Annotated in this window: 20 protein-coding genes and 1 pseudogene; 9 read left to right on the forward strand and 12 right to left on the reverse strand. The window is 68.0% G+C overall.

Annotated features, from left to right (window positions below; translation table 11 throughout):
• Nucleotides 1-11 precede the first annotated feature (11 nt).
• From CW348_RS12365 to CW348_RS12390, 6 genes are read right to left on the reverse strand one after another with little or no spacing between them, the layout of a single operon-like run.
• On the reverse strand, nucleotides 12-1,286 hold the full coding sequence (locus CW348_RS12365; protein ID WP_011292406.1) for a cysteine desulfurase: 1,275 nt from the start codon (nucleotides 1,284-1,286) through the stop codon (nucleotides 12-14).
• Nucleotides 1,287-1,288: 2 nt separating this feature from the next.
• Complete coding sequence (gene sufC / locus CW348_RS12370) at nucleotides 1,289-2,050, reverse strand: Fe-S cluster assembly ATPase SufC (protein WP_011292407.1); 762 nt, start codon at nucleotides 2,048-2,050, stop codon at nucleotides 1,289-1,291.
• 11 nt (nucleotides 2,051-2,061) lie between these two features.
• On the reverse strand, nucleotides 2,062-2,394 hold the full coding sequence (locus CW348_RS12375) for a non-heme iron oxygenase ferredoxin subunit (RefSeq protein ID WP_011292408.1): 333 nt from the start codon (nucleotides 2,392-2,394) through the stop codon (nucleotides 2,062-2,064).
• Complete coding sequence (gene sufD / locus CW348_RS12380) at nucleotides 2,387-3,541, reverse strand: Fe-S cluster assembly protein SufD (RefSeq protein ID WP_011292409.1); 1,155 nt, start codon at nucleotides 3,539-3,541, stop codon at nucleotides 2,387-2,389. Before sufD ends, CW348_RS12375 begins: the two co-directional genes overlap by 8 nt.
• A 2-nt stretch (nucleotides 3,542-3,543) precedes the next feature.
• Complete coding sequence (gene sufB, locus CW348_RS12385) at nucleotides 3,544-4,956, reverse strand: Fe-S cluster assembly protein SufB (RefSeq protein ID WP_011292410.1); 1,413 nt, start codon at nucleotides 4,954-4,956, stop codon at nucleotides 3,544-3,546.
• Entirely contained in the window at nucleotides 4,953-5,750 is a 798-nt protein-coding gene (locus tag CW348_RS12390) for a metalloregulator ArsR/SmtB family transcription factor (RefSeq protein ID WP_011292411.1), read from the reverse strand. The genes sufB and CW348_RS12390 overlap by 4 nt, the downstream gene beginning before the upstream one ends.
• 263 nt (nucleotides 5,751-6,013) lie before the next feature.
• On the opposite strand from CW348_RS12390, the gene CW348_RS12395 reads away from it, so the two are divergent.
• From CW348_RS12395 to CW348_RS12405, 3 genes are all read left to right on the forward strand, one after another.
• Entirely contained in the window at nucleotides 6,014-6,943 is a 930-nt protein-coding gene (locus CW348_RS12395) for an ABC transporter ATP-binding protein (RefSeq protein ID WP_278459040.1), read from the forward strand.
• Complete coding sequence (locus CW348_RS12400) at nucleotides 6,943-7,728, forward strand: ABC transporter permease (protein ID WP_011292413.1); 786 nt, start codon at nucleotides 6,943-6,945, stop codon at nucleotides 7,726-7,728. Before CW348_RS12395 ends, CW348_RS12400 begins: the two co-directional genes overlap by 1 nt.
• A gap of 88 nt (nucleotides 7,729-7,816) precedes the next feature.
• Nucleotides 7,817-8,143, forward strand: a complete 327-nt coding sequence (locus CW348_RS12405; RefSeq protein WP_011292414.1) for a hypothetical protein — start codon at nucleotides 7,817-7,819, stop codon at nucleotides 8,141-8,143.
• Nucleotides 8,144-8,242: 99 nt separating this feature from the next.
• Here the strand turns inward: CW348_RS12405 and argF are convergent, their stop codons facing one another.
• Nucleotides 8,243-9,247: an ornithine carbamoyltransferase gene (gene argF / locus CW348_RS12410; protein WP_011292415.1), complete on the reverse strand. Its 1,005-nt coding sequence runs from the start codon at nucleotides 9,245-9,247 to the stop codon at nucleotides 8,243-8,245.
• A gap of 75 nt (nucleotides 9,248-9,322) precedes the next feature.
• Nucleotides 9,323-10,552: an arginine deiminase gene (locus CW348_RS12415; RefSeq protein ID WP_104612959.1), complete on the reverse strand. Its 1,230-nt coding sequence runs from the start codon at nucleotides 10,550-10,552 to the stop codon at nucleotides 9,323-9,325.
• Nucleotides 10,553-10,670: 118 nt separating this feature from the next.
• Between CW348_RS12415 and CW348_RS12420 the strand changes: the two genes are divergently transcribed.
• Entirely contained in the window at nucleotides 10,671-11,573 is a 903-nt protein-coding gene (locus tag CW348_RS12420; protein WP_011292417.1) for a DMT family transporter, read from the forward strand.
• Nucleotides 11,574-12,018: 445 nt separating this feature from the next.
• A complete protein-coding gene (locus CW348_RS12425) occupies nucleotides 12,019-13,074 on the forward strand; it encodes a heme A synthase (protein WP_287463807.1) in 1,056 nt (351 codons plus the stop codon).
• Here the strand turns inward: CW348_RS12425 and CW348_RS12430 are convergent.
• Both CW348_RS12430 and CW348_RS12435 read right to left on the reverse strand, forming a co-directional pair.
• Nucleotides 13,031-14,353: a PrsW family intramembrane metalloprotease gene (locus CW348_RS12430; RefSeq protein ID WP_016188926.1), complete on the reverse strand. Its 1,323-nt coding sequence runs from the start codon at nucleotides 14,351-14,353 to the stop codon at nucleotides 13,031-13,033. The two genes, CW348_RS12425 and CW348_RS12430, sit on opposite strands and share 44 nt — an antisense overlap.
• A 258-nt stretch (nucleotides 14,354-14,611) precedes the next feature.
• Nucleotides 14,612-15,223, reverse strand: a pseudogene (locus tag CW348_RS12435) (TetR/AcrR family transcriptional regulator); the annotation flags it as partial.
• A gap of 230 nt (nucleotides 15,224-15,453) precedes the next feature.
• On the opposite strand from CW348_RS12435, the gene CW348_RS12440 reads away from it, so the two are divergent.
• Nucleotides 15,454-16,980, forward strand: a complete 1,527-nt coding sequence (locus CW348_RS12440; RefSeq protein WP_011292421.1) for a long-chain fatty acid--CoA ligase — start codon at nucleotides 15,454-15,456, stop codon at nucleotides 16,978-16,980.
• 6 nt (nucleotides 16,981-16,986) lie between these two features.
• Nucleotides 16,987-18,162 carry an acyl-CoA dehydrogenase family protein gene (locus tag CW348_RS12445; protein WP_011292422.1) on the forward strand — a complete coding sequence of 392 codons (1,176 nt, stop codon included), beginning with the start codon at nucleotides 16,987-16,989 and terminating at the stop codon, nucleotides 18,160-18,162.
• A gap of 390 nt (nucleotides 18,163-18,552) precedes the next feature.
• Here the strand turns inward: CW348_RS12445 and CW348_RS12450 are convergent, their stop codons facing one another.
• Nucleotides 18,553-19,176, reverse strand: a complete 624-nt coding sequence (locus CW348_RS12450) for a bifunctional 2-polyprenyl-6-hydroxyphenol methylase/3-demethylubiquinol 3-O-methyltransferase UbiG (RefSeq protein WP_011292423.1) — start codon at nucleotides 19,174-19,176, stop codon at nucleotides 18,553-18,555.
• A gap of 114 nt (nucleotides 19,177-19,290) precedes the next feature.
• The gene (locus CW348_RS12455) at nucleotides 19,291-20,268 is read right to left on the reverse strand and encodes a heme o synthase (RefSeq protein ID WP_038043908.1); all 978 of its coding nucleotides are present in this window, start codon (nucleotides 20,266-20,268) and stop codon (nucleotides 19,291-19,293) included.
• A gap of 554 nt (nucleotides 20,269-20,822) precedes the next feature.
• Here CW348_RS12455 and tkt point away from each other — a divergent pair.
• Both tkt and tal read left to right on the forward strand, forming a co-directional pair.
• A complete protein-coding gene (gene tkt, locus CW348_RS12460; protein WP_011292425.1) occupies nucleotides 20,823-22,946 on the forward strand; it encodes a transketolase in 2,124 nt (707 codons plus the stop codon).
• A gap of 60 nt (nucleotides 22,947-23,006) precedes the next feature.
• Nucleotides 23,007-24,113, forward strand: coding sequence for a transaldolase (gene tal / locus CW348_RS12465; RefSeq protein ID WP_011292426.1), 1,107 nt, complete (start codon nucleotides 23,007-23,009; stop codon nucleotides 24,111-24,113).
• Nucleotides 24,114-24,196 lie beyond the last annotated feature (83 nt).

Consider the following 24,196-nt stretch of genomic DNA (forward strand, 5'->3'; position numbering starts at 1 on the left):
GCACGCTCTTCCTAGCTTCGGGCCACGCCGAAGAATCGCTGCGCCTCCCGGATCCCTTCGGCCAGGGCGTCCACGTCGGCGAAGGAGTTGTACAGGTAGAACGAGGCGCGCGTGGTGGCTACCGCCTCAAACCTGCGGTGCAGCGGCCATGCACAGTGGTGCCCCACCCGCACGGCCACCCCCAGGTCGTCCAGTACCTGGCCCACATCGTGGGGGTGGATCCCGTCAACGGTGAACGAGACGGCGCCCCCACGTGCCTCGGCGTCGGCCGGTCCGACGATTCGTACACCCTCGATGGAACCAATGTGTTTGAGCGCATATTCCACGAGAGCGTGCTCGTGCGCGGCGATGGCGTCCATCCCGATGGAGTTGAGGTAGTCGCATGCCGCGGCCAGGCCGACTGCCTGGGGCGCCATCGGGACGCCGGCTTCGAACCGCTGCGGCGGGTCGGCCCACGTGCTGTGCTCCATGTGCACCGTGCCGATCATGGAGCCGCCGGTGATGAACGGCGGCATGGCGCACAGCAGCTCCCGGCGCCCCCACAGCACGCCGATGCCGTTGGGGCCGCACATCTTGTGCCCGGAGAACACGAGGAAGTCCACGCCCAGCTCGGTGACGTTGACCGGCATGTGCGGGACCGACTGGGCGCCGTCCACGAGGACCAGCGCGCCGACCGCGTGCGCCCGCTCCGCGATCAACTGGACCGGGTTGACGGTGCCCAGCACGTTGGACTGGTGGATGAGCGCCACGAGCTTGGTGCGCTCGTTGATGAGGTCGTCCAAGTTGGACAGGTCGAGGCGGCCCTCGTCGGTAACCCCGAACCAGCGCAGTGTCGCTCCGGTGCGGCGGCACAACTCCTGCCAGGGCACCAGGTTGGCGTGGTGCTCCATTTCAGTGACCACAATCTCGTCGCCGGGTTTCACGGCGAAGCGGGAGAATTCCTCGCCCGCGGTGACCGCGTTGCTCATGGCGTAGGCGACGAGGTTGATCGCTTCTGTGGCGTTCTTGGTGAACACCACTTCGTCAGCAGGGGCACCGACGAAGGCCGCGATGGTGGCCCGGGCCGCCTCATAGGCGTCAGTGGCCTCCTCCGCGAGCTGGTGCGCGCCCCTGTGCACCGCCGCGTTATAGCGTTCGTAGAACTCCCGCTCGGCGTCGAGGACTTGCCGGGGTTTCTGGGATGTGGCCCCGGAGTCGAGGTACACCAGCGGACGCTCATTGCGGACGGTCCGGGACAGGATCGGGAAGTCTGCCCGGATCGTCTCGACATCCAGCTCGCGTGTCACGGTTAGGCGCCTACCTTCACGAAACGCTCGTAACCCTCAGTCTCCAGTGTCTCAGCAAGGTCCATGCCGCCGGACTCGACGATCTTGCCGTCCGCGAAGACGTGGACGAAGTCGGGCTTCACGTAGTTGAGGATGCGGCTGTAGTGCGTGATGAGCATGACGCCCATGTCGTTGGCCTCCTTGGCCCGGTTGATGCCTTCGGAGACGATCTTGAGGGCGTCGACGTCGAGGCCGGAGTCGGTCTCGTCGAGGATGGCCACCTTGGGCTTGAGCAGCTCCAGCTGGAGGATCTCGTGCCGCTTCTTCTCACCGCCGGAGAAGCCCTCGTTGACGCCGCGGGCGGCGAAGGACGGGTCGATGGACAGCCCCTTCATGGCCTCCTGCAGTTCCTTGGAGAACGCCCGCAGCTTGGGGGCCTCGCCGCGCACCGCGGTGACAGCGCTGCGCAGGAAGTTGGACATGGACACGCCGGGAACCTCGACCGGGTACTGCATGGCGAGGAACACGCCGGCGCGGGCCCGCTCGTCGACGCTCATCTCCAGCACGTTCTCGCCGTCGAGCAGCACCTCGCCGTCGGTGATCTCGTAGCGGGGGTGCCCGGCGATGGCGTAGGCCAGGGTGGACTTGCCGGACCCGTTGGGGCCCATGATGGCGTGGGTCTCCCCGGAGCGGATGGTCAGGTTGACGCCCTTGAGGATCTCGCGACGCTCCTCTTCGCTGATGAGGACGTCAGCGCGCAGACCGCGGATCTCGAATGTGGTCATAGTGTCTCTTCTTACGCCTTCTCGGTGTCCAGCGAGACGAGTACGTCGTCGCCGTCGATCTTCACTCGGTAGGTGGGGACCGCCTGGGTGGCCGGCGGGTTGAGCGGTTTGCCGGTGCGCAGGTCGAAGCAGGAGCCGTGCAGCCAGCACTCGATGGTGCCGTCTTCCACTTCTCCCTCGGAGAGGTTGACCTCGGCGTGCGAGCAGAGGTCGCTGATCGCGTAGATCTCGCCCTCGCTGCGCACTACCGCCACGGGAGTGCCGTTGACCTCCACGCCTAGTGCGCCTTCTTCGGGGAGGTCGCTGAGTGCACAGACCCTGGTGTAGGTTTCCTCGCTACTCATGCAGCGCCAGCTTCTCCTCAACCTCGGCCATGATGCGGTCGCGCAGTTCGGGGACTTCGATGCGGTCGATGATCTCCGCGAAGAAGCCCCGGATCACCAGGCGGCGGGCCTCGTCGGCGGGGATGCCCCGCGACTGCAGGTAGAACAGGTGGATGTCGTCCAGACGCCCGCTGGTGCTGGCGTGGCCGGCGCCTTCGACCTCGCCGGTGAAGATCTCCAGGTTGGGCACGGAGTCTACTCGGGTGCCGTCCGTGAGCACGAGGTTGCGGTTGTGCTCGTAGGAGTCGGTGCCCTGAGTGCCCTCACCGATGATCACGTCGCCGATCCACACGGCGTGGGCGTCTTCGCCGCTGAGCGCACCCTTGTAGTCGACCCGGCTGCGCGTGTGGGACACGTTGTGGTCGACCAGCGAGCGGTGCTCGTGGTGCTGTCCTGCGCCTGTGAAGTACAGGCCGAACAGTTCGGCGTCGCCTCCGGGGCCGGAGTAGGAGACCTTGGGCGACAGGCGCACGAGGTCACCGCCGAGCGTCACCACGATGCTCCGGAAGCTGGCGTCCCGACCGACCGTGGTGTACTGATGCGACACGTGGACGGCGTCGCGGTCCCAGTCCTGGAGGCTGACGACGTTGAGCCGTCCGCCGTCTTCGACAACGAATTCGACGTTGTCGGCGTACACCGAGCTGCCCCGGTACTCCAGCACGACGGTGGCGGACGCGGCGGATTCCACCCGAACGAGCACGTGGCCGTGGGCCTGGTCCTGCTGGGCTCCGGTGACGGTGAGGAACACTGGTTCACTGACCTCGGTGTTCTTCGGCACCGTCACGACGACAGCTTCGCGGAACGCCTGGTAGGCCAGCGCGCTGACCCGGTCGTTGGGCAGGAACGAGGTGCCCAGCCGGGCGTCGTCGCGGCCCACCGTCTCAACGGTGACTTCGTCCGGGGCGATCACCTTGACGTCGACGGCGCCGTCGGCGCTGCCCCCTTCGTGGAGGCCGCGGAGCCGGCGCAGCGGGGTGAACCGCCACTCTTCCTCGCGGCCGGTGGGCTTGGGGAAGTCGTTGGGGTCGAAGGACCCGTGGACGAGTTTGGAGACGGGAAGATCGCCGCCGTGGCTGTGTTCCCGGATTCCGAGATTGGGGGTGGCCATGGTTAGCCGACCGCTCCTTCCATCTGCAGCTCGATGAGCCGGTTCAGTTCCAGGGCGTACTCCATGGGCAGCTCGCGGGCGATGGGCTCCACGAACCCGCGGACGATCATCGCCATGGCCTCGTCCTCGTCCAGGCCCCGGCTCATCAGGTAGAAGAGCTGGTCCTCGCTCACCTTGGAGACGGTGGCCTCGTGGCCCATCTCGACGTCGTCTTCTCGGACGTCGACGTAGGGGTAGGTGTCGGAGCGGCTGATGGTGTCGATCAGCAGCGCATCGCACTTGACCGTGGACTTGGAGCGCTCTGCCCCCTCCTGTACTTGGACGAGGCCGCGGTAGGAGGCACGGCCGCCGCTGCGCGCCACCGACTTGGAGACGATGGTGGAGGAGGTGTTGGGGGCGCAGTGCACCATCTTGGAACCGGTGTCCTGGTGCTGGCCCTCACCCGCGAACGCGAGGGACAGGGTCTCGCCCTTGGCGTGCTCGCCCATGAGGTAGACCGCCGGGTACTTCATGGTGACCTGGGAGCCGATGTTGCCGTCGATCCACTCCATGGTGGCGCCCTCGTAGGCGACGGCACGCTTGGTGACCAGGTTGTAGACGTTGTTCGACCAGTTCTGGATGGTCGTGTAGCGGCAGCGGGCGTTCTTCTTGACGATGATCTCGACGACCGCCGAGTGCAGCGACTCCGACTTGTAGATCGGCGCGGTGCAGCCCTCGACGTAGTGGACGTAGGCGCCCTCGTCGACGATGATGAGCGTCCGCTCGAACTGGCCCATGTTCTCGGTGTTGATCCGGAAGTAGGCCTGGAGCGGAATCTCCACGTGCACGTTCTTGGGCACGTAGATGAAGGAGCCGCCGCTCCACACCGCGGTGTTCAGTGCCGCGAACTTGTTGTCGCCGGGCGGGATGACCGTGCCGAAGTACTCCTTGAACAGGTCCGGGTGCTCCTTCAGCGCGGTGTCGGTGTCCAGGAAGATGACGCCCTGGGCTTCCAGGTCCTCGCGGATCTGGTGGTAGACCACCTCGGACTCGTACTGGGCTGCCACCCCGGCGACGAGGCGCTGCTTCTCCGCCTCAGGAATCCCCAGCCGGTCGTAGGTGCGGCGGATGTCTTCGGGAAGCTCTTCCCACGAGCGGGCCTGCTTCTCCGTGGACCGCACGAAGTACTTGATGTTGTCGAAGTTGATCCTCGACAGGTCAGCACCCCACGTCGGCAACGGCTTCTTGGTGAACAGCCGCAGCGCCTTCAGGCGCAGGTCCAGCATCCACTCCGGCTCGTTCTTCTTCGCCGAAATGTCGCGGACGACCTCTTCGTCGAGACCACGGCGCGCCGAGGCGCCGGCCACGTCGGGGTCGGCCCAGCCGTATTCGTAAGTGCCGAGCCCTTCGAGCTCGGGGTGCGCGGTAGACGTCATTTACGCGGATCCTCCTGGACGGGACGTCCTGTTTGGCGTGGTGTGCCCGTGCCTCGCTGGCTACGGGCCTCGGCGCTCAGGGAGCCGATGTCACGAGGGCTGACGTGGGTGGTGCAGACGCTATCGCCGTGCGCGATGGTGGCAAGGCGACGCACCGGAGTGCCAAGAAGTCGGGCAAAAGCCTCGACTTCTGCGTCGCACAGTTCAGGGAATTCAGCCGCCACGTGGGCGACTGGGCAGTGGTGCTGGCACAACTGCTCCCCTCCGGCCGGGGCTGCCCCCGCCGAGGCGGCGTAGCCGTCGTTCGACAGTGCCTCAGCGAGCAGCCGGACCCGCTGGTGCGGGGGTGCGTCGGCCAGCAGCGGACGGTAGCGACGTTCGAGTTCGGCCACCTGGCGTTGCGCGAACTCGGCGACGGCCTGCGGTCCTGCCTTCTCCGCGAGGAAGCGCAGTGCACTGGCGGCGAGGTCGTCGTAGCCGTGCACGAACGCGTCGCGTCCGGCCCCGGTGATCACAAAGACACGGGCGGGTCTTCCCCTCCGGCGACGCCTCACGGGGTGGGCGTCGCGGGCCTCGACCATGCCTTCACTCACGAGGTTGTCGAGGTGGCGGCGGATTGCCGCCGGGGTCAGCCCGAGCCGCTCACCCAGAGCGGAGGCGGTGATCGGGCCGTGCTCGAGGATGAGTCGGGCGACCCGTGCCCGGGTTCCGGTCTCGGATCCCAGTTCGTGGCCGACAGGCGTCAAGGCAGCACCGGTTCTGGCACTGCCCTCCGTACGCTCTGCCCCACCCATGTTTTTCACAACATCAGTGTGGCCTAATTCCCTCCCGATGAGCAAACCGCGCCGAGTGCTGTAGGACACACAAGTTAGCCTTGCCTTACTGGCCTTTTTCTCATTTGCTCGGTTTCGATGATCAGCATCATCCGCGCCTCCACCCCGCAAAACAACCACATCATGAGAATGTCATCTCACAACATGAAACACTCTTGAGCGGTTTCCGCGCGGATGTCGCAGTCGGGTACGCCCCCTGCACCCCCCGCCGTAGACTCTTCGCCATGGACACCCCTGCCGTCGAGGTCACCGACCTGGTCAAGCGCTACGGTGCGGTCACTGCCGTAGCGGGCCTGTCGTTCACCGCTGCCCGCGGCGCGGTCACCGCGCTCCTCGGCCCCAACGGTGCGGGCAAGACCTCGACGATCGAAATCTGTGAAGGGTTCCGGCACGCAGACGCGGGCCGGGTCCGTGTCCTCGGCCTCGACCCGATCCGCGACGCGGCCGCGCTTCGGCCACGGGTCGGGGTCATGCCGCAGAGCGGCGGCGTGCCCACCGGGGTGCGCGCTGGGGAGTGGCTGCGTCTTCTCGCTGCCTTCTACGCCCATCCCCTCCCCCCTGAAGCGCTCCTGGACCGGCTGGGCCTCTCCGCGGTAGCCCGCACCCCGTTCCGCCGGCTGTCCGGAGGACAGCAGCAGCGCCTGTCCTTGGCCGCTGCCATCATCGGCCGTCCCGAACTGGTGTTCCTGGACGAGCCCACCACCGGCCTCGACCCGCAGGCCCGCATGGCCGCCTGGGAGCTGATCGGCGAGCTGCGCACCGCAGGGGTGGGCGTCGTGCTGACCACCCACTACATGGAAGAAGCGGAACGGCTTGCCGACCACGTGGTCATCATCGACCACGGCCGGGTCGTCGCCGACGGCCCCACAGCCGCCCTCACCCGCGGCGATCGGGAGCTGCGGTTCCGGGCTGCTCCCGGACTGGACGTGTCTGACCTCGCCGCTGCCCTTCCACCGGGCTGCAGCGTCACCGAGCGCGACGCTGGACAGTACACGGTCACCTGCGCTGACCCCGACGAAATAGGGCCGGGCCTGGTAGCGACCGTGAGCACCTGGTGTGCGTCCCGCGGACTCCTCCCCGAGGACCTGCGAGTGCACCGCCGCACCCTCGAAGACGTCTTCCTTGAACTCACCGGCCGGGATCTTCGCGACTGATGTCCTCCACCACACCGCTTGACTTCACTCCCCGCCCCAAGGCTGCTCCCGTAGTCCGCCGGGTGCTGGCCCAGGCAGGGCTGGAACTGCGCCTTCTGCTCCGCAACGGCGAGCAGCTCCTCTTGACCCTCGTCATCCCCGTGCTGCTCCTGGTCGGATTCAGCATCGTCCCGATCCTCGACGCGGGCACGGCGTCGCGCGTGGATTTCCTGGCCCCGGGAGTGCTCGCGTTGGCGACGATGTCCACCGCCTTCACCGGCCAGGCCATCAGCACCGGCTTTGAACGGCGCTACGGGGTGCTCAAACGCCTGGGCGCCACCCCGTTGACCCGGCTGGGGCTTCTGGCCGCGAAAACCCTGGCGGTACTGGTCATCCAACTGCTGCAAGCCGTGCTCATCAGCACGGTGGCCTTCCTGCTGGGATGGTCACCGCAGGGCGGGGCCGTCGGCGTGCTCAGCGTGGTGCTGCTGATGGTGCTGGCCACCGCTGCCTTCAGCGCGCTGGCGCTGCTGATGGCTGGGACACTGCGGGCCGAGGCGACTCTGGCAGCCGCCAACCTGGTCTACGTCATCCTGCTCGGGCTGGGCGGGGTCGTGTTCCCCGTCGACCTGTTCCCCCCAGCGCTCCTCCCCTTCGTGGAAGCCCTGCCTATCACCGCGCTCTCCACGGGCCTGCGCACGGTCCTGGCGGAAGGGGCCGCAATGCCGCTCGGCCCCGTGCTCGTCCTGCTGGCCTGGAGCGTGGTCGGCGCGGCTCTGGCAGGCCGGTTCTTCCGCTGGGAGTGAGTCTTCCCGTCCAGGCGCCGCTTCCCGGGGCTGTGACGCGGTACCGCCCGCGCCGCCGACCGGACTGCTGGCGCACTAGACTCCCCGCGTGGCGTCCTTAGGCATCCCCTGGTTCGTGTTGGTGCGCTACGTGGGGCCGCCGCTCGTGCTCTTAGCCGTGGGCGGACTCCTGGTGTGGTGGCGCAGGCCTGTTCGCGCTGGCCTGGTTGTGGCGGCGCTGTGCGTGAACGTGGGTGCCGCTGCCCTGCCTTTCGGCTGGATCGTCCTGCAGGTGGCCACCGGCTGGGCGACGAGCAGCACTGCCGGGCTCATAATGACGCTGGGGCAGCCGCTCGTCTCGTTCACCGCCTGGATGCTGCTTCTGGTGGCGGCGGTGGCCCGGCCGCCAGCATGCGAGCGGCCTGCGGAGCGGTGACCGGCTGCCCGGACGGTTCCTGCGCTACCTCCGCGCCCGGCGCAGCCGTGCCGGTGCGGAACAGCCGCGTCCGCGCGGGCTCGGACGCGGCCGCCGCGGTCACCTGCCCAGGGTGGCGACCATGAGCGCCTTGATCGTGTGCATCCGGTTCTCGGCCTGGTCGAAGACGATGGAGGCCGGCGACTCGAACACCTCGTCGGTGACTTCGAGCGCGGTCAGGCCGGTGCGGGCGTGGATCTCCCGTGCCACCTCGGTACCGAGGTCGTGGAAAGCCGGCAGGCAGTGGAGGAACTTGACGTCAGGGTTGCCGGTGGCTTTGAGGGCCTCAGCGTTGACCTGGTAGGGCAGCAGCTGGCGGATGCGCTCGTCCCACACTTCGCTGGGTTCTCCCATCGACACCCACACGTCGGTGTAGATGAAGTCCGCCCCGGCCAGTCCTTCCGCGATGTCGTCGGTGAACGTGACCCGCGCCCCCGTGGTCTCGGCGATTGCGCGGGCGGGGGCGGCGACCCGCTCCTCGTCAGGCCACAGTTCGCGGGGGGCAACCATGCGCACGTCGATACCGAGCATGGCTCCGGTGACGGTGAGGGAGTTGCCGAGGTTGTTGCGGGCATCCCCCATGTACGCCAGGGTGACCTCGCGCAGCGGCTTGTCGGTGTGCTCCATGATGGTGAGGAAGTCGGCGAGCATCTGGGTGGGGTGCCATTCGTCGGTGAGGCCGTTCCACACCGGCACGCCCGCATACTCGGCCAGTTCTTCCACCGTGGCCTGGCTGGCGCCGCGGTACTCAATCGCGTCGAACATGCGGCCCAGGACACGGGCCGTGTCCTTGATGGACTCCTTGTGCCCGATCTGGGAGCCGCTCGGGTCCAGGTAGGTGACGTGAGCACCCTGGTCGTGGGCGGCAACCTCGAAGGCGCAGCGGGTGCGGGTGGAGGTCTTCTCAAAGATCAGGGCAATGTTCTTGCCGCTGAGCTGCGGCTGCTCGGTCCCCGCATACTTGGCGGCCTTCAGGTCGGCCGCCAATGTGATCAGGAACATCAGCTCCTGGGGGGTGAAGTCGAGTTCCTTGACAAAACTGCGATTACGCAGGTTGAACGCCATCGCGGCCGGCTCTCCTGTCCGTTACCTCAACTCTTCTGGAAAGGTATACAGATTATCGAATATTCATTCGATCTGCTAGAGGGTCACCGGATCCCGCTCCAGCGGACACGTCAGGCAGTGCGGCCCGCCTCGGCCGCGGCCGAGCTCATTGCCCGGGATAGTGATGACCTCAATCCCGTTGGCCTGCAGATACGCATTGGACGAGACATTCCGTTCATAGGCCACAACCACGCCCGGCGCTAGTGCGAGGAGATTGCACCCGTCGTCCCACTGCTCGCGTTCAGCCGAGAAGACATCCTGGGTGGGAGTGAGGACCGTGATGTCGTCGACCCCCACCGCGGCGGCGATGGCCCGGTGCATGTCCTCTGGAGCGTGGTCCGTGATCTTCAGCTCCTTGTCGCTGTCCCCCGGCTCGATGGTGTAGGAGGGCAGCATGCCCAGACCCGCGTACTTCGCGAAAACCCCGTGATCCACGTTGGTCATCACGGTGTCCAGGTGCATGATGGCGCGGGCCTCGGGCATCTGGATCCCCAGAATGCGCTGGGCGCCACCGCGGGCGAACAGCTCCCGCGCCAGCAGCTCCACCGCCTGCGGGCGGGTGCGCTCACTCATCCCCACCAGCACAGAGCCGTTGCCGACCGGCATGACATCGCCGCCCTCGATCGTGGCGGGCGCCCAGGACACCCCCGGATTCCACACGGGGAAATCGGTTGCGGCGAAGAGCGGGTGCCACCGGTAGACCGCTTCGTACAGCGTGGTCTCCCGCATCCGGGCACGGTTGCGCATCACGTTGATGGACACCCCGTTGCCGATCCAGCTCGAGGTGTCGCGCGTGAAGATGAGGTTCGGGAGCGGCGGCAGCACGAACGCGTCCAGGTCCAGGGCGTGGAACCACACCGACTTCGGCTCGGAGATCCGCTGGAGGATCTCCCGCTTGGTGATGCCGCCGGTGAGGAAACGGCGCAGCTCACCGGGGTCCATCGCGTCAAGACAGGCACGGATGGCGTCGAGAGCCATCGGACCGTAGAAGCGCTCCTCCAGCACCTCGTCGAGGATGAACCTCTTCGCCTCGGGGATGTGCAGAGTCTCCGCGAGCAGGCTGCCGAATTCATGCACGGTCACCCCCCGGTCCCGCAGGAGCTGGACGAACAGGTCGTGCTCCTCGCGGGCGCGCTCCACCCACAGCACTTCGTCGAAGAGCAGGGTGCCCTTGTTGCTGGGTGTCAGGCGCTGGATTTCCAAGTCGGGCCGGTGGACGAGGACCTGGCGCAGACGGCCGATCTCAGAGTCGACACGGAAAGCCACAACACTCTCCTCACCGTTGGGTTCGCCGCCGGCGGCTCCAGTCGCCGCCCGGCACCGGCGTTCTCCCCGTTCCTTCCCGCCCCAACCCGCCCGCGATCTCGCTTCATAGGATGATCGGGTGAATAGCGACTCTCCTGGGCAGTCTGCACCGGGTCCGTTCTCCCGGGCTGCGGCGCTCGTCCGCGCCGCGGGCACTGCCATCCCGGCGACCTGGCTGGTCGGGGTGAGCATCCTGTCGGTCCAGTTCGGCGCAGGGGTGGCGAAGAACCTGTTCGCGGTCCTCCCCCCAAGCACCGTGGTGTGGCTGCGCCTGCTGGCTTCGGCCCTGGTGCTGCTGTGCTTCGCCCCTCCCCCACTGCGCGGGCACTCTCGCACGGACTGGCTGGTCGCGGTCGGTTTCGGCACGTCGCTGGCGGTCATGAACTACGCCATCTACGAATCGTTTGCGCGCATCCCGCTGGGCGTGGCCGTGACCATCGAATTCCTGGGCCCGCTGGCCGTGGCCGTGGCGGGATCGCGCCGCTGGCGGGACCTGGTGTGGGTGGTGCTCGCCGGCACGGGGGTTGCGCTGCTGGGATGGGACGACGGCGGGGTCACCCTGGCAGGGGTGGCGTTCGCCGCCCTCGCGGGCGCTGCGTGGGCGTGCTACATCCTGCTCAGCGCAGCCACCGGCCGACGCTTCCCCGGGACTTCCGGACTGACGGTGGCCAGTGTGATCGGCGCAGTGCTCGTCGCGCCGATGGGCCTCGCCCACAGCAGCCCGGCCCTGCTCGACCCGAGCGTGCTGCTGACCGGTCTTGCCGTGGGGCTGCTCTCCTCGGTCATCCCCTACTCCCTGGAAATGCAGGCGTTGCGCCGCATTCCGCCCGGGGTGTTCGGCATCCTGATGAGCCTAGAACCGGCGGCGGCCGCACTCGTGGGCCTGGTCCTGCTCGGGGAATTCCTCACCGTCGCCCAGTGGGCCGCGGTGGCCTGCGTGGTGGTCGCCAGTGTGGGTGCGACCCGCTCCGCCCGGCTGTGAGCCTGCCGCGGTGCCCCCGCTGCGCTGGGAGGCCAACCCCCATAGACCGCTCCGCTGCTGGCGGAAGACAGAGCTTTGACAGGGGCCGCCCTGCCCTCGCCGCGACTCTCCGTCGGCCCCGGTTCTTGGGCGGGGCCGGGTATGCGCCTTCTCCGGTTGTGCCGGACACCCGCAGCGGCCGCTGTTGCGGTCGAGGAGAGCCGAACAGCTCCGGGGACTGCCGCCCCACTGCCGTGCAGCCGACCGCACGGGCCGGAAAGGAGCCGGTCCGGCCCTGGACTTCACCTCGGCTCCCCCGCGATCCGGTCTGGGTGATTCGGGAAAACGGCCCCCGCCAGGCTCTTCACGCTGGTGCGGACCTGCGCGAACGTCCGGCATCGTTGCAGCTCACCGCTGGTGGGGACCCCAGCGGAAGCCTCGTCACCCTTCTACTACGATCTGTCGTATGACAGCCTCTCCCTGGTCTGTCGCGCTCGCGGCGGACGACTTCACGATCCTCAACCTGCCGCTGTGGGCCTGGCAGGTGGCGTTCTGCGCCGTCGGCATAGTGGTACTGGCGCTGTTGGCTCGCACGATCTGGCATCCCACGACCGCTTCCCTGCGCTGGTGGGCGTTGAGCAACGTCATCGTCAATTCCGGAATCGCGGTCACTGGAGCGACTGTGCGGGTCACCGAGTCGGGGCTGGGCTGCTCGGAATGGCCCAAGTGCACCCCGGAGAGCTTCGTCCCCGTCGGCACCCACCACTCCGCATTCCACGCGGCTATCGAGTTCGGCAACCGGACTCTCACCTTCCTGCTGCTCGCTGTCGGGGTGATCGTCCTCCTGGCGACACTGCGTATGCGTCCCCGCAGACGCGACCTGCTGGTCCTGGCCGCCCTGGTGCCGGCGGGCGTGCTCGGCCAGGCGGTCGTCGGCGGGATCACCGTCTGGAGTGACCTGCACCCTGCGTCGGTGGGCGCGCACTTCGTCCTCTCGGTCCTCGTGGTGATCCTCACCATGGCCTACTACGTGCGCTGCCGGGAGCCCGAAGGAGAACTGCGGCTCACCGTCACCCCGCGGCTCCGCCTCGCCGCCACTGTGCTCGTCCCGGTCGGGCTGGTCCTCATCGTCGCCGGAGTCGTCGTCACCGGGACCGGTCCGCACGGCGGTGACGCTACCGCGCCGCGCTGGGACTTCCCGCTCGACGCGGTCACCCGCATCCACTCCCTCCTGGCGTGGCTCACCACCGCGCTGACCGTCGCCGTCCTCGTCATGGCGGCGCGGAGCCGCGCACCGCGCCTCGTGCAGGTCCAGGCGTGGCTGCTGCTCGCCGCACTACTCGCCCAGGGAGCGCTCGGCTACGCGCAGTACCTGCTGGGACTGCCTTCCTGGATGGTCGTGCTGCACGTCTTGGGCTCCCTGCTGGTGTGGACCGCGATCCTGCGGCTGTACTTCGCCACCGCGGAACGCGTGGCTGTCACCAGCCCGACGGTTGCGACGGAGCTTGCTGCCCACCGGTAGCGGGCGGCTGCGGCGGTAGGCTGCCGCGCTGGGCGTGCGCCTGCGCGATGACGTGCTGGAAGTCTGCGCGCCGCAGGAATCCGGAATCGGTGGGCTGCTGCACCCAGGCGGGGGCGACCGGGCGGGCGGCGCGGCCCAGAAACGCCTCGCGGGCCATGTGCATGAGGGCCAGGATGGCGTCGCGCCGCTCCCACCAGGCGGGCATGGCCACACCGCGGTCCAACCTCCGGTGGAGGAGGGCGAGTTCTGTGGCGGCCAACTGGTAGTCCTCCATGGCCCGGCGGCCCCGCACCCCTGCGGTACGCCGTGCCCAGGCCCGCGCCTGTTTGCGTCCGCTCATCGTGCTGAGCATCCGGATATCGGCGGGCGTCACCAGACCTGTGGAGATGTAGGGCGGCAGGTAGGTGGCGATCGCCGCGACCTGGCGGCGGCGGTCATGCACGGTCACCCCGATGAGCGCGACGAGGACGCAGAACAGCAGCGCGTACACCACTCCCAGCCCGGTCCAGCCGAACGCGGTCGAGCCGTTCCACAGCGCGTGCAGCACGACCGCGCCCAGCCAGCCGAGGACCGGCATGGCGATCCGCGCCACCAGGCCCGGGTGGGTCGCAGCGTAGGCGACGCCCAAGCCGATCATCGCGGTGTAGATCGGGTGCCCGAGCGGGGCGATGATGCCGCGCAGCACGAAGGTCACCGCGAACCCGGAAGCGCCTTCGGAGAACAGGGCGCTGAGGAAGTAGGAGACGTTCTCCACAAACGCGAACCCGGTAGCGACCATCGCCGCGTAGATGATGCCGTCGGTGGCGGTGTCGATCTCGTGGCGGCGCCGCCACAGCAGCAGGAGCAGGGCGATCCCCTTGGCGCTCTCCTCAACCAGGGGTGCTCCCACCGCGGCACTCACGTAGGCGCCGAAGTCTTCCCCGAACCTCGGGACGGTGTACAGCTCCATGCCGAGGGTGTTGAGAATGAACGAGGCCAGCACCGCTACGCCGGCACCCCAGAGGAATGCGAACAGCAGGACCGAGTTCGGCTCCGGTTCGAGGCGGTCCAGCAGCAGGACGAGGGGGATGATGATGCTGACCGGGATGACGGCTGCTACCAGGCTGATGAAGAAGGCGACGACTCCCTCGCTCCCAGCACCGGAGAAACCGCTGAACAGGAGGTAGCCGAGCATCACCAGCATGCACAGGACGCTCACCGCGATGCCGCTGACCAAGCCGAGAGAGTGGCGGCCCGGGGTGCGTCCTTCCAGGATCGCTTTGGTGTCCAGGGGGCGCATAAGCACTGAGCGTAGCTGCCCCGGTGGTGGGGCAGCGACCGCGCCCTGCGGGTGCGGCCCCGTGCGGCGGGCACGGGACTGGCAGAAGCCGCAGCGTACCGGTCCCGTGCCCACCGGTCAGCGTTCCGGAGTGTGGTCCTCCAGCGGTGCTCTGGAAGGGTCGGCGGCTCCCGCGGAGGCGCGGGACCCCGCCTTGGCGTGCTGCCCCGCGGATGCTGCGGCGGCCTCCGGGCGGCGCGCGGCGCCGGCCTTGTCGGGGTAGAGCACTTCCAGGCCCGCGATGAAGGCGCGCAGGGCGAGTTCGAAACTGTCGTTGTCGATCTCAGCGGCGAGTTCCGGCAGACGGTGCGCCTGGGACAGGTTGGGGTAGCGGTCCTGGTAGACGCGGGCGTCTGCGTCGAAGCCGCGGGCAAAGGAGTTGATCGCGGCGCCCACCACGAGGTAGCGGGTGGAGGCGCCGATCATCGTGGCGAGCCGGGCGGGCCAGCCCGCGGAGACGAGGCCGCCGTGGATCGCGTCGGCCCGCCGCAGGGCCTCTTCGCGGCGTCCCGGCCCGGACGCTATGAAGGCGACCATGTTGGGATGGGCCGCGAGAGCGTCGCGGTAGGAGCGCGCCCATACGATGAGTCCGCGTTTCCAGTCCCCGTCTTTGAAGCCAGAAACGTCGATGTTGGCGGTAATGCGGTCGACGACGTCGTTCAGCAGCTCTTCTTTGGTGCGGTAGTAGCTGTACAGAGACGGGGCCTGGACGTTGAGCTCCTGGGCGAGCTTGCGCATGGATAGTCCTTGCAGCCCGTCGCGGTCGACCAGGGCTAGGGCGGCTTCCTGGATACGCGTTCGGCTGAGCAGCGGTGTCCTAGGGCGTGCCACTGTGATCCCCGTCCTTCCCCTTCTCCCCGGCCTCCCCAGCGCGTTCTCTGTGGTGAACGCGCTTGGCGTGGATCGCCTCAAGTATGGGTCAGGCGCAGAACCAAGGTGGCATACCGGTCGGTCTTCCCAAACCGAACACTGTTAGATTAAATGTGACGCGCGACTCCCTCACGCATGGGACAGCGGCTTTTCTGCTGTGCCCAAGGACCAGCCGCACCGAAGGAGCCACCATGCAACTGTCACTCGCCACGATCCTGGCCGAGGCTGCGCGTCGCCACCCGGAACGCACCGCACTCATCGCTGACGGTGAGCGGATCTCCTACGCCACCCTGTGGCACGAGTCCCTGCGCCACGCGGCCGCCCTCCGCTCTCTCGGCGTCTCCCCCGGGGACCGGGTCGCCCTGCTCGCAGGCAACGTCGCCGACTTCGTCCGCTGCTACTACGGCATCCTCGCCGTGGGCGGGACCGTCGTCACCATCCCCCCGATGCTCCGCCCCCAAGAGGTCGCCTTCCTCCTCTCCGACACCGGGGCGCGCCTCGTCCTCGCCCAAAGCCTGTTCGCTGACCTCGCCCACGCCGCGGTCGACGGCAACGACGTCACCGTGCGCACTGTCGGGGACCCGCAGCGGCCCGACGCGCTGGCCCCGCTCGTGGCGGACAGCGAACCGCTGCCCTCCTACGTGTCCCGCGCCCCCGACGACATTGCGGTGATCTTCTACACCAGCGGCACCACGGGCGTCCCCAAAGGCGCCATGCTCACCCACCTCAACCTGGTGATGAACGCCACCGTCAACGCGTTCGACGTCCACCCCATGAGCGGCGAAGACGTCGTCATGGGCTCCCTGCCCCTGTTCCACACCTTCGGCCAGTCAGTGGCGCTCAACACCACCTTCCGGGTGGGCGCCACCCTCATCCTGCAGGAGCGGTTCGACCCCGACGAAGCCATCCGGATGATGTGCGAGTACGGCGCCACCATCTTCGACGGCGTCCCCACCATGTTCGTCCGGCTGGCAGAAGCCGCAGCCCACCACACCAAACTTCCCTCCCTGCGCTTCTGTGTCTCCGGTGGCGCTTCCCTCCCCGAAGTGGTACTCCGCCGGTTCGAAGAAGCGTTCTCCACCACCATCTACGAGGGCTACGGCCTGTCGGAGACCTCGCCCACGGCCAGCACCAACCAGACGCTCTACGGCGCCCGCGTCGGCTCGGTCGGCCACCCCATCTGGGGTGTGGAAGTGGAGATCGCCCGCGCCGACATCGACGACCGGATCGAACTCCTGCCGCGCGGCGAGCACGGCGAAATCGTCATCCGCGGCCACAACGTCTTCGTCGGATACCTCAACCGCCCGGAGGCCACCGCCGAGGCGATCGTTGACGGCTGGTTCCGCACCGGAGACATCGGCTTCATCGACGACGACGGCTTCATCCACATCGTGGACCGCAAGAAGGACCTGATCATCCGCGGCGGCTTCAACGTCTACCCGCGCGAAGTGGAAGAGGTCCTGCTGAAATTCCCCGGGATTTCCCAGGTAGCGGTGATCGGCGTGCCCGACGCCGAACTGGGTGAGGAGGTCTGCGCGGTGGTGGTGCCCGACAAGGAGGGCGCCGTCGACCCCGCTGAACTCCAGGCCTGGGCGCAGGAGCGCCTGGGCAAACACAAGTACCCGCGCAGAGTGGAGATCGTGACCGAGCTTCCACTGGGTCCGAGCCTCAAAGTACTCAAGCGCGAACTGCGTGCGCGCTTCGGGGGAAAGAGCTAAGGAAACATGGTCGATTTCTCACTGACCGAAGAACAGCGGGAAATCCGCAACTGGGTGCGCACCTTCGTCGAGCGCGAACTTATGCCGCTCGAACCGGAGGTGCTGCGCCGGGAACGGAACGGCGAGGGGCACGGTCTGACCCCCCAGGAGTTGCACGACCTGAGGCAGCTCGCCAAGAAGTCCGACTTCTGGGGGATCCAGACCCCCGTCGAGTACGGCGGCATGGGACTGGATGCGGTCACCACCGCACTGGTGGAGATCGAACTGGGCCGTACCTTCATCCCGTTCAGCTTCGGCGGCGGCGCCGACAACATCCTCTTCTACGCCAACGAAGAGCAGAAGAAGCGCTACCTGCTGCCCACCATCGCGGGCGAACGCAAGTCCTGCTTCGCCATCACCGAGCCCGGCGCCGGCTCCGACGCCAAAGCGATCCGCACCCGGGCCTACAAGGACGGCGACCACTGGGTGATCAACGGGGAGAAGACGTTCATCACCGGTGGGAACGAAGCCGACTTCGCCATGGTGTTCGCGGTCACCGACCCGGAGAAGGGCGCCAACGGCGGAGTGACCTGCTTCCTGGTGGACCGGGAGGCGGGATGGCGCTCCGAGCCCATCCCCACCATGGGCGAGTGGGGTCCGGCCTCCCTGGTCTTCGACAACGTCCGGGTGCCGGAATCCAACGTGCTCGGTGAGGTCGGCAAGGGCTTCGAGCTGGCGATGAAGTGGATCGGCCGGGGCCGCTACCTGCTCCCCGCGCGTGCGCTCGGCGCCTGCGAACGGCTGCTGAGCATGGCCATCGACTACGCCAACACGCGTGAGACCTTCGGTAAGCCGCTTGCGGAACGGCAGGCCATCCAGTGGATGATCGCCGACTCCCAGGTGGAGATCGAAGCGCTGCGGCTGCTCGTGCTCCACGCCGCCTGGCAGGTGGACAACGGCCGGGACTCCCGGCACGCCCAGTCCATCGCCAAACTGTACGGCGGTGTGAAAGCCAACGAGATCGTCGACCGGGTGCTGCAGATCCACGGCGGTATGGGCTACACCCGGGAGCTCCCCATCGAGCGCTGGTACCGCGAGCTGCGGCTGCTGCGCATCTATGAGGGAACCGACGAGATCCAGCGCCGCACCATCGCCCGCGACCTGCTCAAAGGGTACGTCAAAGTCGGCGCCTCCCTGGGGTGAGCGGCCGTGGGGCCACCATCCGCAGCCTCGGCCCCACGGCCTCCAAAGAGACGTATCCCGAAAAGATAGGCGATCCGCCTGGAGTGCGCCAGCGGCACGCCCCTGGCGCACTCCGCAGCAGGCCGGAACACGTCCGCCCTCCCGCCGGCACGTCGCCTGCGACGGAGGGCACCCCGCGGGGGTCGTCAGCGGCGGCCCGCTTGCCACCGCAGGGCACCCATCCGCAGCCGGGTCCCACGGTGCGAGCGGGCCGACCCCCGTCCATGTGCGGGACGGGTCCTCCCGCAGACGGCGCGGCGCTGCCCGTGCTTCCCCGCTCGTGGGGGCACGACCAGGCACGTATCCGCGGTCCTGGCGGTCAAGGAGGCACAGGGCAGCGCCTAGCGTCGTTCACCCGGTGGGCGGCGTCTCGGCTGCGCGTCCCAGCACCGCCACCAGAAAGTCGGACTCCGGGGTGAACGGGCGCAGATCCCAGGTGGCTAAGCACAGCTCGGTGACGAGACCGGCTTCGGCCACGTCGGCGAAGAACCGCTCAAACGGATAGCCGCGGCCCGCGCCGAAGCCCACGACGATCCGGCCTCCGTCCCGGATGTGGGCGCCCATCCTGCGCAGCACTTCCACTTCGGTGCCGGGGGCGAGGAACGTCATCACGTTTCCCGCGCAGACCACGAGGTCGAAAGGCTCTTCCCCGCGCTCCACAAGGTCAAGCTCGGCCAGGTCGCCCACCCGCCAGTCGCCCTGCGGATAGTCTTCGCGGGCCGCGTTGACCAGATAGGGGTCGATGTCCACCCCCACCACGTGGTGGCCGCGTGCAGCGAGTTCCCCGCCGACCCGTCCCGGCCCGCAGCCCGCGTCCAGAATCCGGGAACCGCGCCCCACCATCGCGTCGATCATGCGAGCCTCGCCCGCAAGGTCGTTCCCCTGCGCGGCCATGGTGCGGAAACGCTCCACATACCACCGGGAATGGCCGGGATTCTGCTGCACCATGGCTTCCCAGCGGGTGATCTTCCTCATGGCTCCACTCTCCCACCCGTGTCGTGCCGCAGGCCGCCTCGGCCGCCTCCCGAAGCGGCAACGATAACGGGAGGCTGCGCGCAGCCTCCCGTTATCGTCGTCACCTCTCGTCGATCAGCGCAGTGCGTTAGCCAGGAGCGGGTCGATCGTCACCGCCACGAACAGCAGGGCCAGGTAGGCGTTCGACAGGTGGAAGAAGCCCATGGTCTTGAGCTTGCTGCCGCTCACTCCGGCACGGACCTGGTTGTAGAGGCGGTGCGCCTGGGCGAGCAGGATCACCCCCAGCACGGCGGCCGCCACCGGGTACAGCAGCGTGGTATCGGCGATAGGCCACAGCAGCAGCGACACCACCACGGTGGCCCACGAGTACAGCACGCACTCCAGCATCACCCGGCGGTCGCTAGCCACCACCGGGAGCATGGGGACGTTCGCGGCGGCGTAGTCCTCGCGGTACCGCATGGCCAATGCCCACGTGTGCGGCGGTGTCCAGAAGAACACCACCAGGAACAGGATGAACGGGGCCCAGTCGAGGCGCTCGGTGATCGCCGCCCAGCCGATGAGCACGGGCATGCAGCCGGCGATCCCGCCCCACACCACGTTCTGCGCGGTGCGCCGCTTGAGCAGCAGTGTGTAGACGAAGATGTAGAACGCGATCGCGAACACCGACAACGCCGCGGCCAGCCAGTTCACGAACACCACGAAGCCGACCGTGGACAGGACCGCCAGCGTAATCCCGTAGATCATCGTGCCGCGCGGCGTCACCTGCTCCATGGCGGTGGGTCTGCGGCGGGTACGCCGCATAGCACGGTCGATGTCCCGGTCGATGTAGCAGTTGATGGCGTTGGCACTGGCCGCGGACATGGTGCCGAACACCAGGGTGGCCACGGCGATCCCCAGCGGCGGCACGCCCTGGGCTGCCACGAACATCACCGGGATAGTGGTGATCAGCAGCAGTTCAATGACCCGCGGCTTCGACAGGGCGATATAGGCGCGGATGTAGGTCCCCAGCGAAGCGGAGCGCGACACACCCCCAGTGGGAGAATCAGCGGCCGCGCAGGTATCGGGGGCAGCGGGACGACCGAGGAGTGTCATGGCCGCCGCCGTACCTGGGTCACGCGCCGGGCCGTTGTTCTCGGCTGCTGGGGTTGCTGGCCGTGCGGCGCGGAACGCACGGCCGTCACCCGTTCTACGGACACAGACACGCTCAAACCTCAAAGAAACTGGGCGTCAGGGCATCAAATGGGCATCAATTGTTCCTGGCTGCTCACCACGAATGCGCGGCGCGGTGCGGCACCTGTGACCCCTCGCGCGCCTGGCACGACGCACGACACCGTCAACGACAGAGTGTAGTGCTAGGTTCGGGCGCGTTCTCATCGGGGCCGTCCGTCGGTGCGGCGTCAACCATGCCAGTCCGGTGATTAGATGTCGGGGTTTCGGCGATAGGGTCAGGGATAGTCACCAGCCCTCAGGGGTTCCGTCACCGCGACACGCACGGCGCCACATTACGACGCCCCGCATCTCCTCACGCTGCGCGGCTGTCACTACGGTTGGTTAGCTGCGGGTCACGGTGGACCCACCCCAATCCTTCTTTTCCGGCCACCACGCCTACACACTGGCCTGGATTCGCGAAAGGAGCTTTAGCCCGCGTGAACACCGGCACCCCAAAGACCCTGGACTGGTCTGATCTCGATAGACGTACCGTAGACGTGGTTCGTGCCCTGGCGATGGACGCGGTCGAAGAAGCGGGATCCGGGCACCCTGGAACCGCGATGAGTCTGGCGCCTGTGGCCTACCTGCTCTTCCAGAAGGTGATGCGGCACGATCCGACAGATCCGAAGTGGATCGGCCGCGACCGCTTCGTCCTGTCCTGCGGGCACTCCAGCCTCACGCTCTACATCCAGCTCTACCTGGCTGGCTACGGGCTGAGCCTGAACGACATCAAGCGGCTGCGCCAGTGGGGCAGCCTCACCCCGGGCCACCCCGAATACGGGCACACCGCCGGGGTGGAAACCACCACCGGCCCCTTGGGGCAGGGCATCGGCAACGCGGTCGGCATGGCCATGGCCGCCCGCCGGGAGCGGGGCCTGTTCGACCCGGACACCCCGATCGGGGAAAGCCCGTTCGACCACTACATCTACGTCCTGTGCTCTGACGGCGACGTCCAGGAGGGCATCAGCCACGAAGTAAGTGCCCTCGCCGGCACGCAGAAGCTCGGCAACCTCATCGTCATCTGGGACGACAACCGCATCTCCATCGAAGACGACACCCAGATCGCATTCACCGAAGACGTCGTCGCCCGCTACGCCGCCTACGGCTGGCACGTCCAAGAGGTCGAGTGGGTCGGCGAGGACGGCTCCTACCACGAAGACGTGGCGGCGCTGTACGACGCGATCCGGGCCGCCCAGGCGGAGACGGAACGTCCCTCTTTCATCCGGCTGCGCACCATCATCGGCTGGCCGTCCCCGAACAAGCAGAACACGGGGGCGATCCACGGCGCCGCGCTGGGGGCTGAAGAGGTCGCCGCCACCAAGCGGGTGCTGGGCCTCAACCCTGAGGCGCAGTTCGACGTGCCCAACGAGCTGCTGGAGCACGCCCGGGGCGTGGTGGCGCGGGGCCGCGCCGCCCGCCAGGAATGGGAGGCCTTGTTCGCCAAGTGGCGGGCCAACGCGGGCGAGCGTGCCGAACTGTTCGACCGGCTGATGGCAGGCTCGCTCCCGGACGGTTGGGAGAAGGCGATCCCGACCTTCGAGCCCAGCGCTAAGGGCATGGCCACCCGGAAAGCGTCCGGTGAGGTGCTGAGCGCGATCGCCCCGGTGCTGCCGGAGCTGTGGGGCGGCTCGGCGGACTTGGCCGGATCCAACAACACCACGCCTAAGGGCGAGCCGTCGTTCATCCCCGAGGAGCGGTCCACGAAGGCGTTCTCCGGCCACCGCTACGGCCGGGTGCTGCACTTCGGGATCCGTGAACACGGCATGGGGGCGATCCTCAACGGGATCGCGCTGCACGGCCCCACCCGCCCCTACGGTGGCACCTTCCTCGTGTTCAGCGACTACATGCGGCCGTCGGTGCGGCTGGCTGCCCTGATGAAGCTGCCGGTCACGTACGTGTGGACCCACGACTCGATCGGTCTGGGCGAAGACGGACCCACCCACCAGCCGGTGGAGCACCTGTGGTCGCTGCGCGCCATCCCCGGCCTGGCGGTGGTGCGTCCCGCCGACGCCAACGAGACGGCAGTGGCCTGGCGCACCATCCTGGAACGCAATGACGGCCCGGTGGCGCTCGCGCTGACCCGGCAGTCGGTTCCGGTTCTGGACCGCTCCGAGCTCGCCTCTGCGGAGCTGGTCTCCCGCGGCGGGTACATCCTGGCCGAAGCCAGCAACGGCCGTCCGGAGGCGATCATCATCGCCACCGGAAGTGAGGTGCAGATCGCGTTGGAGGCGCGTTCCCGCCTGGAGGAGTCGGGTACTCCTACCCGTGTGGTGTCGATGCCGTGCCTGGAGTGGTTCAACGAGCAGGACGACGCCTACCGCCAGCAGGTGCTTCCACCGTCGGTCCGGGTCCGGGTCTCCGTGGAAGCCGGGGTCGCCTTGGGCTGGCGCGAGCTGGTGGGCGAGTATGGCGAGTCGGTGAGTCTGGAACACTTCGGCGCTTCGGCTCCGTACGCGACTCTCTACGAGCAGTTCGGGCTCACCGCCGACCGGGTAGTGGCAGCCGTACACTCCAGCGCTGCCAAGCTCGGCGGTGACCGTGGATCAACGACCGGCAACTGACCGTTGTGGGGAGGGTCGCCGTCGGCGGCCCTCCTCCTTCTCCAAGGAGTGGATCACACCATGGGCAGCCCACTTCAGCAGCTCTCTGACGCGGGCGTAGCCGTCTGGCTGGACGACATCAGCAGGCAGCGGCTGCGCAGCGGCAACCTGGCCGAGTTGATCGCCCAACGCAACGTCGTGGGAGTCACCTCCAATCCCACGATCTTCGCCAAGGCGCTGGCGGAGGGCGACGCCTACGACGGCCAGTTGCGCGACCTGGCCGTGCGCGGCGTGTCAGTGGAAGAAGCGGTACGCCTCATCACCGCGTACGACATCCGTTGGGCTGCGGATGTGCTGCGCCCGGTCTACGAGGCCACCGACGGCGTGGACGGGCGGGTGTCGCTGGAGGTCGACCCGCGGCTGGCCCGCGACACGGAGCGGACTGTCGCCGAAGCCCGCGCCTTGTGGTGGCTGGTGGACCGGCCCAACCTGATGATCAAGATCCCCGCGACCGTCGAGGGACTGCCGGCGATCACCGCGGCGCTCGCCGAAGGCATCAGCGTCAACGTGACCCTGATCTTCTCGCTGGAGCGCTACCGGGCGGTCATGGACGCGTTCCTCGCCGGTCTGGAGCAGGCCCAGCAGGCCGGCCGTGACCTGTCGACGATCCACTCGGTGGCGTCGTTCTTCGTCAGCCGGGTGGACACCGAGGTGGACAAACGGCTGTCGAAGATCGCCACGGAGGAGGCGGTGGCGCTCCGCGGCAAGACCGCGCTGGCCAACGCCCGCCTGGCCTACGCCGCCTACGAAGAGGTGTTCTCGTCTGCCCGGTGGACCGCCCTCGCCCAGGCCGGGGCGCGCCCGCAGCGTCCGCTGTGGGCGTCGACCGGGGTGAAGGACCCGGAGCTGCCGGACACGCTGTATGTGACCGAACTGGTCGCCCCGGGCACGGTGAACACGATGCCGCAGGCCACGCTGGACGCGGTCGCCGACCACGGCACGATCACCGGGGACACGGTGCGCGGACACTACGACGCGGCTCGGGCCCACCTGGATGCGGTGGAGTCGGTCGGCGTGTCCATGTCCGACGTGGTGGAGACCTTGGAGGACGAGGGCGTCGACAAGTTCGTGAAGTCCTGGGAAGAACTGCTGGACCGCGTCGCCCAGCAGCTTGCCGCCCACACGTGAGCACTCTCTCTTCCCACCCGTAGCAAGCTCTCCACCTGGCAGAACGGTGCAGGGCCCGCCCGGCCCCGCCTTGTCGAATCCGA

Source organism: Thermobifida sp. (genome assembly GCF_017577275.1).
Taxonomy (GTDB): Bacteria; Actinomycetota; Actinomycetes; order Streptosporangiales; family Streptosporangiaceae; genus Thermobifida; species Thermobifida fusca.